The sequence below is a fragment of the Domibacillus indicus genome (assembly GCF_023715895.1).
GTDB classification, from domain to species: domain Bacteria; phylum Bacillota; class Bacilli; order Bacillales; family Domibacillaceae; genus Domibacillus; species Domibacillus indicus_A.
Map to the genome: position 1 here is coordinate 39,211 of NZ_JAMBOO010000031.1, position 6,592 is coordinate 45,802.

The following is a 6,592-nucleotide window of genomic DNA, read 5'->3' on the forward strand; positions in this document are numbered from 1 at the left end:
ATCATTATTATCTAATAAAATATCGTAGACCCTACTTGATTCTTACGTTCAATGAGTTCTTTGGCAAAAATTTGCCCTACTTCTCCAAAGCCGATAAGACCAATTTTTAGGTTTTTAATGTCATTAATTTCCAGATACATACAGACACCTTCCTATTTACATTATTGGCCGAGTGTTTGTATAAAAATGAGAAAATGGACAACTTTCCCGGCAACTGGCGAGAAGCAAAAACATACCTCTTGTTTTAAATTTTCCATTGTTTAAGAGCATGAATTCATGATTCTTTTGTTACAGTAAATACCTTTTTGAAATAAAGGACTTTACAGTTCAATATTCTTTTCTCCCCTTTCAGTAGACAAAATATTTAGATAACTAAATATTAAATACGAACTCAACTATTGTAAAACGAATTAATTACCTATTTAATATCATAAATATTGATATTTGAAGGCGAGAGAATTCATCCAAATGTGAATATTGAAAAGTGCTTTACATCATTTTCATTGAAATGAGCAATCCCAGCACGAAACCTGGGTATGCGGTGCTCAATTTTCCGACAGTCTATTCCCTGACCTATCAAGTGATGGATCTGCTTTAACGGCAGATCCCAGTGGCCAATCTGTATATGGAACGGTTAAAAGACCGGTGGATTATTCATATGAAAGATGCCCGGTTAAATGGTGTTTCCGTTGAGTTAGCCGACTTCATTAAACGCTCGGCTAAATAAGGGCGTGTAAGATATGTTCCGGAATATGAGGCACTTAGTATTGAATCGGAGGAGGAATTGCTGTCTATTGCAAGTAGAAAAAATTTATATCAAATCTTTGCTCGGAGTCTTACGAGACCAAACAACTACAGGAATAAGCAATAGTGACAGAATTGCTCCAGAAAGAGATAGTGCCGCGTAGCTATAATGAGCGGCTACCACGCCTGCTAACACACCGCCTGAGGCACCCGATAATGCAAGCAGGACATCAACCGATCCCTGTGTTTTTGCCCGAACAGATGGGTGTGCTGCATCTATAATAAGAGCTGTGCCGCTTATTAAGCCAAAGTTCCAGCCAACACCAAGCAGTATCAGCGCGCAGATAAGCAGTGCCATTGAGTCTCCCGGCGCAAAAGCTGCCAGTATACCGGAGGCTAGAAGTGTAGCACCCGAAGCAACAGCCATTGCCGTGCGACCCACTTTATCTACCAGCAAGCCTGTCAAAGGAGAAGGCAGATACATGGCACCTATATGAAAACCGATGACCAGCCCAACCTCGCTTAAACTATGCCCGTGGTGTCCCATATGAACGGGTGTCATGGTCATAATGGCCGTCATAACAAATTGAGTCAAAACCATAACAGTAGCGCCTACGACAATTCCTCTTTTGTTTATTACAGCACTTTCCTTATGTGATTCCTGCACTGTCCCATCTTTCTCCTGGGCATTTGCTACGGCTGTAGATACAACTAGAGGATCTGGCCGAAGAAAAAGTAAGAGAACCAGTCCGGCAAGGATGAAAGCAGCAGCAGCCAAGATGAAGGGACCAGCCAAAGCTGGAATCCCGATAGAACCTGCAAATTCCCCCATTACACCGACCAGATTAGGGCCCGTAACTGCACCAAAGGTAGTCGAAACCATGGCCATGCTTACAGCCGTTGCCCGCTGTTTAGGTGTCGCCAGGTCTGTACCTGCGTATCGTGCCTGCAGATTGGCAGCGGTGCCAGCTCCATAAATCAGCAGGGAAGCGAATAAAAGCATAATGCTGTTGAGTAAGGCAGCGACGATAACGCCGATCGCACCCAGTCCGCCAGCAAGAAAACCAGCTGCGAGTCCTGCACCGCGTCCTAAATGCTGTGAAAGCCGGCCTACAACCAGAGCGGCTCCCGCAGATCCTAACGTAAGTAAGGCAACGGGAATCCCTGCACCACTTTCCGTCCCCAGCATATCTTGTGCGAGAAGGGCGCCTACCGTTATACCGGCAGCAAGTCCTGCTCCTCCGAAGATTTGTGCAAGGATTACCACTCTTAATGTTTTCTTATAAAGTTGTTTTTGTTTTTCTGATGAATCAATATAACCTTGCAACCAGGAAGGCTGCTGTTTTGCCCCTCTGGTGTCTTCTGTTTCCCTTATCATAAACTGCACTTCCTAACAAAATAAATTTTCAGCTTTTTAAACTGTCTTTTGTCCCTCCTCCTTTAGAAGGTCACCGTTTTATCAGCAGTTTGGTCAGCTGTTGACCAATAATTAAATAAATAAGAAGCTCGTGATTATATCATTGATAATCATGAGCTTCTTATATTTTGGAAGAGCAAATGAATGCTTAAAAATCAGACGAAATAAAAAGAAGACGACAGTGTCTGGACGTCTTTCAGTTTAAAATGTGTAAGATTCGCCGTCTTCTGGCACTAAAAGGCTCGCAGAGAATCCTTTTTCCTCAGTGAAGCTTTTTAATTCTTGTCTGGATAATGTCCAGTGGTTTACAGCTTCCATATGAACAGAAATGATTTTGGCGTGAGGGGCAGCTTTATGCACTTCATAGATATCATCTTTCCCCATTACGAGAGAACCGCCTTCTAGGAACTGGTTGTCTCCGCCATTTACTACGATGATTTCCGGCTTATGGGCATCGAGCGCTTCCTGGATCGCTTCGTACCATATGGTATCTCCAGCTACATACAACGTTTTTTCGTCTTGATGCTTGAAAACAACACCGCACACAAGGCCAGCGAGCTTCAAGATTTCTCCTCTTCCATGCTCGCCTTTTGTTTTGATTAACTGGATTCCTTCAAAGGCAGTATCTTCCTGCAGTACCTCGACATTTTGGAAGCCGGCTTTTTTCACTTCTCCAGCATCTTCTTCATTTTGAACAAACATTTTGATCTCTTTTGGCAGTGCTTCTTTGGCTGCATCATCAAAGTGGTCTAGGTGCAGGTGAGTAACAATAACTGCATCCACGTTAATGATTTCTTCAATGGATGTGGGCAGGCTCACTAAAGGATTGTTTTGATCCTGTCTTAATGAATTAGGGAAAGGCGGGTAAGTCCCTTTTTCTGATAACATTGGATCGATTAAAAACTTCTTTCCCGCATATTCAACGACAATTGTTGCATTACGAATTTGATGTATATTCATATTTATTAACTCCTTTATCTTTTGAAATTTCCTCTGAACAATGTATAGTCTAAACTATGGACACATGACGGATACATAAATTAAGTAAAGTCTTTTGGCGGTTTGACTTTATTTATGAAAGGAGTTAAATAAATGTTAGATAACACAGATATGCATATCTTGAAGGAACTAACTAAGAACAGTCGGATTACAATGAAAGAATTGGGTGAAAAAGTCCATTTGACTGGACCAGCTACTTCAGCTAGATTGGCGAAATTAGAGGACAATGGAATTATTGAGGGGTACACCATTAAAGTGAATCAAGTAAAAATGGGGTATCTTGTTCACGCAATTATACATATTTATACGAAAAGCACGAATCATCAACCTTATCTGTCGTTTATAAAAGAACAAGATCAATACGTCATAAACAACTATAAAATCAGTGGAGAAAGTTGTTATCTTCTCGAATGCAAATTCCCATACAATGAAATATTAGATGAATTCTTAACAGGTTTGAGCAATTTGGTGAGCTACAAATTATCCATTGTTATTAACAAGTAGTACATCCATAAACATGCGACATTGTGAAGGAATACACTTAAACAAACGGAGGCATTAATCCAAGATGAAACAATGCCCCCGCTAGCTTAAGTACAAGTTTTCACAAAGTCGTTAAAGACAAAGAAAAGCTGAGTAGTAGCTTCACAGCATTACATTTTTCTACGGAATTCTCAAAAACCATTGCCGCGGCCGGTTCTTTTTTAACGGGTTTTTCTTTGTCTTAATTTCTTTGCTTTAGATGATTTAAAGCCTTTTATGACAGGAGTTATCCCTTTTTCTAGCAAGTCTTTAATGTTTTTCTCCGTCAATTTCTTGGAAGCAATGGTTTTTCCAATGGAAAACGTACATCCATTTGAATATTCCGAGCAGCCAATAAGTGTTTTCCGATCTACCATGCGCCCTTTTTTACAAACCGGACATACGCCATAACTGGATTGTGTGGATTGTCAACACTAAATCAGACAACTTGCTTAAGGGACGATTGTTTGTATGCAATCGGGCTTACATAGCCTAGTGTTCCGTGAATCCGCCGTTTATTAAACCAGTTAACATAATCACTGAATTCCAGCGTAAGATGCTCGAGGCTATCAAACTTCATTTGGCTGATAAACTCTGTTTTGATGATTTTAAATGTGGCTTCCGCCACGGCATTATCGTATGGACAACCTTTCATGCTTAAAGAGCGGCCAATCTGGAAGGCCGCTAACGTTTCATCGATGAGCTGGTTTTTGAACTCGCTGCCACGGTCAGTATGGAACAGCTGTATATCCCGCAGATCACCTTGAATGGAAGAAAAAGCCCGTGCGACAAGGCTTGCATCTTTGTTGGGTCCTGTGCTGAAGCCAATGATTTCGCGATTAAAGAGATCGACAAAGATACATACGTAATGCCATTTATTTTTGACTTTGACGTATGTTAAATCACTGACGACTACTTTTTTGGCTTCTGTCTGCTCAAACTCGCGTTTTAATTCGTTTGCCTGAGCTGACTCATTACAGGGAGTTTTCTGCGGCTTGAACTGTGCCACTGTATAGGAAGAAACAAGCCCTTGTTCCTTCATGATACGGCCAATGCGTCTTCTAGAAACGGTAAATCCACGCTTGTGCAGTTCGACTTTGATCTTACGCGTGCCGTAGGCACTTCGGTTTTGTTTGAAAATCTCTATGACAGCGCCTGTTACGTCGTCTTCTGACTGACGCTCTTTGGCCTCATAGTAGTACGTACTACGGAAGATTTGCAGGACGCTGCACATTGCTGATACCGAGTATTTGTCTTTATTTCGCTTAATGACATTTACTTTCGTCCCATGATCAGCGCGGCTTGCTTTAAAATATCATTCTCCATTCTGAGCTGCTTTAGTTCCTTGCGGAGTTCCAAAAGCTCCTGCTGTTCAGGAGAACGATTGTCTTTCTCTTTAAAAGAACCGGAGGTTTCATCCTGGTTGATCCAGCGGTCAAGAGATGACGGAGTCAGATCATATTCATCAATAATCGCTCGTTTCGTTTTTCCATTCTGGTACAGCTGCACCATTTGCTTTTTGAACTCAGGCGTGAATGTGCGGCGTTCTCGCTTTGTCATAGTTAGAGCTCCTCATCTGTTTTAGGTCAAGTGTACGTGACCTTAATTTTTCTGTCCAGATAAGTGTAGGCGCTCCAGTGTTTGTTGCTGTTCCATAGTCTTTTGGATAGTCGGTTGAGCCGTCCATTTTTCGGGCATCGTTTCAATCAAATTCTGCACGATTTTTTTATTGTTCTGGATAAAAGTTTCGGATGAACCAGAATCTTTCACTACCATTGTTTAGAGTTTTATTAGTCTGTCAGCGGCGTGTCTGGCTCTCATAAGGAATTTTTACGCAAAAGTGTACCTAATCAAATGTATACTTTTGATTAGGTACACTTTTAATAAGTACACTTATGATAACTATGTCTTTCTTCTTCTTGTTGGCCTTAACATCGCTCACAAAGTAAAATTGTTTTCACAGCTGTGCAGCCAAATTGGTTCCTATATACTCGTATTCTGCTCTCTTCTATTAGATATTTCACTTATGTATACTCCTATATAAATAAAAGTGTACTTGGTCAAATGTATACTTTTATATAGGTACACTTCTGCGAACTATGTCTTTCTTCTTCCTGATCAAACATCGCTCAGAAAGTAAAAGTGTTTTTACTGCCGTGCAGCCAAACCGGTTCCTGCCTAATCGATTTCTCCTCGCCTAGGATATCCTTCTCTCTTCTACTAGATATTTTACTTATGTATACTTCTATATAAATAAAAGTGTACCTAAGCAAAGATACACTTTTGAGTAAGTACACGTCTGGTGACCAAGTCTTTCTTCTTCCTGATCGAACATCGCTCACAAAGTAAAAATGTTTCCACTACCGTGGAGCCAAATAGGTTCCTGCTCACCTACGATAGCCTTCTCTCTTCTTCTAGATATTTTACTTATGCTTGGATTGTCAACACTAAATCAGACAACTCTTTTAAAAGACCATTGTTTGTATTCAATTGGGCTTACATAGCCTAGTGTTCCGTGAATTCACACCTTGTTAAACCAGTTAACATAATCACTGAATTCAAGCGTAAGATGCTCCAGGCTATCAAACTTCATCTGGCTGACAAACTCTGTTTTGATGATTTTAAACGTGGCTTCCGCCACGGCGTTATCATATGGACAGCCTTTCATGCTTAAAGAGCGGCCAATCTGGAAGGCCGCTAACGTTTCATCGATCAACTGATTTTTAAATTCGCTGCCGCGGTCGGTGTGGAACAGCTGGATATCCCGCAGATCACCTTGAATAGAAGAAAAAGCCCGTGCGACAAGGCTTGCATCTTTGTTTGGGCCTGTGCTGAAGCCAATAATTTCGCGGTTAAAGAGATCGACAAAGATACATACGTAATGCCATTTGTTTTTGACTTTGACGTATG

6 protein-coding genes and 1 pseudogene are annotated in these 6,592 nt (G+C 41.1%); 1 reads left to right on the forward strand and 6 read right to left on the reverse strand.

Going from position 1 to position 6,592, the window contains the following annotated elements:
* Positions 1-11: 11 nt before the first annotated feature.
* The 3 genes from M3221_RS26415 to M3221_RS22980 all read right to left on the reverse strand — a co-directional run bounded on the left by M3221_RS26415 (position 12) and on the right by M3221_RS22980 (position 3,121).
* Positions 12-140 (reverse strand): hypothetical protein, encoded by a 129-nt coding sequence (locus tag M3221_RS26415; protein WP_285881919.1) that lies wholly within the window; start codon positions 138-140, stop codon positions 12-14.
* Between the two features lie 671 nt (positions 141-811).
* Positions 812-2,122, reverse strand: coding sequence for an MFS transporter (locus M3221_RS22975; protein ID WP_251274194.1), 1,311 nt, complete (start codon positions 2,120-2,122; stop codon positions 812-814).
* 240 nt (positions 2,123-2,362) lie between these two features.
* Positions 2,363-3,121, reverse strand: a complete 759-nt coding sequence (locus M3221_RS22980) for an MBL fold metallo-hydrolase (protein ID WP_251274196.1) — start codon at positions 3,119-3,121, stop codon at positions 2,363-2,365.
* Positions 3,122-3,253: 132 nt separating this feature from the next.
* On the opposite strand from M3221_RS22980, the gene M3221_RS22985 reads away from it, so the two are divergent.
* The gene (locus tag M3221_RS22985) at positions 3,254-3,664 is read left to right on the forward strand and encodes an Lrp/AsnC family transcriptional regulator (protein WP_251274198.1); all 411 of its coding nucleotides are present in this window, start codon (positions 3,254-3,256) and stop codon (positions 3,662-3,664) included.
* Positions 3,665-3,864: 200 nt separating this feature from the next.
* Here the strand turns inward: M3221_RS22985 and M3221_RS22990 are convergent, their stop codons facing one another.
* The 3 genes and pseudogenes from M3221_RS22990 to M3221_RS23000 form a co-directional block, all read right to left on the reverse strand.
* Positions 3,865-4,059, reverse strand: coding sequence for a topoisomerase C-terminal repeat-containing protein (locus M3221_RS22990; protein WP_251274200.1), 195 nt, complete (start codon positions 4,057-4,059; stop codon positions 3,865-3,867).
* Positions 4,060-4,121: 62 nt separating this feature from the next.
* A protein-coding gene (locus tag M3221_RS22995) for an IS3 family transposase (RefSeq protein WP_251274202.1) occupies positions 4,122-5,242 on the reverse strand; the annotation gives its coding sequence in 2 pieces (ribosomal slippage) (positions 4,122-4,993 and positions 4,993-5,242; 1,122 coding nt in all).
* An 892-nt stretch (positions 5,243-6,134) separates the two neighbouring features.
* Positions 6,135-6,592: pseudogene (locus M3221_RS23000) on the reverse strand (transposase); the annotation flags it as partial.

Bases quoted from the DNA above. Each gene is read 5' to 3' on its own strand.
- M3221_RS26415 (WP_285881919.1), bottom strand. From the start codon at position 140: ATGTATCTGGAAATTAATGACATTAAAAACCTAAAAATTGGTCTTATC.
- M3221_RS22975 (WP_251274194.1), bottom strand. From the start codon at position 2,122: ATGATAAGGGAAACAGAAGACACCAGAGGGGCAAAACAGCAGCCTTCC.
- M3221_RS22980 (WP_251274196.1), bottom strand. From the start codon at position 3,121: ATGAATATACATCAAATTCGTAATGCAACAATTGTCGTTGAATATGCG.
- M3221_RS22985 (WP_251274198.1), top strand. From the start codon at position 3,254: ATGTTAGATAACACAGATATGCATATCTTGAAGGAACTAACTAAGAAC.
- M3221_RS22990 (WP_251274200.1), bottom strand. From the start codon at position 4,059: ATGGTAGATCGGAAAACACTTATTGGCTGCTCGGAATATTCAAATGGA.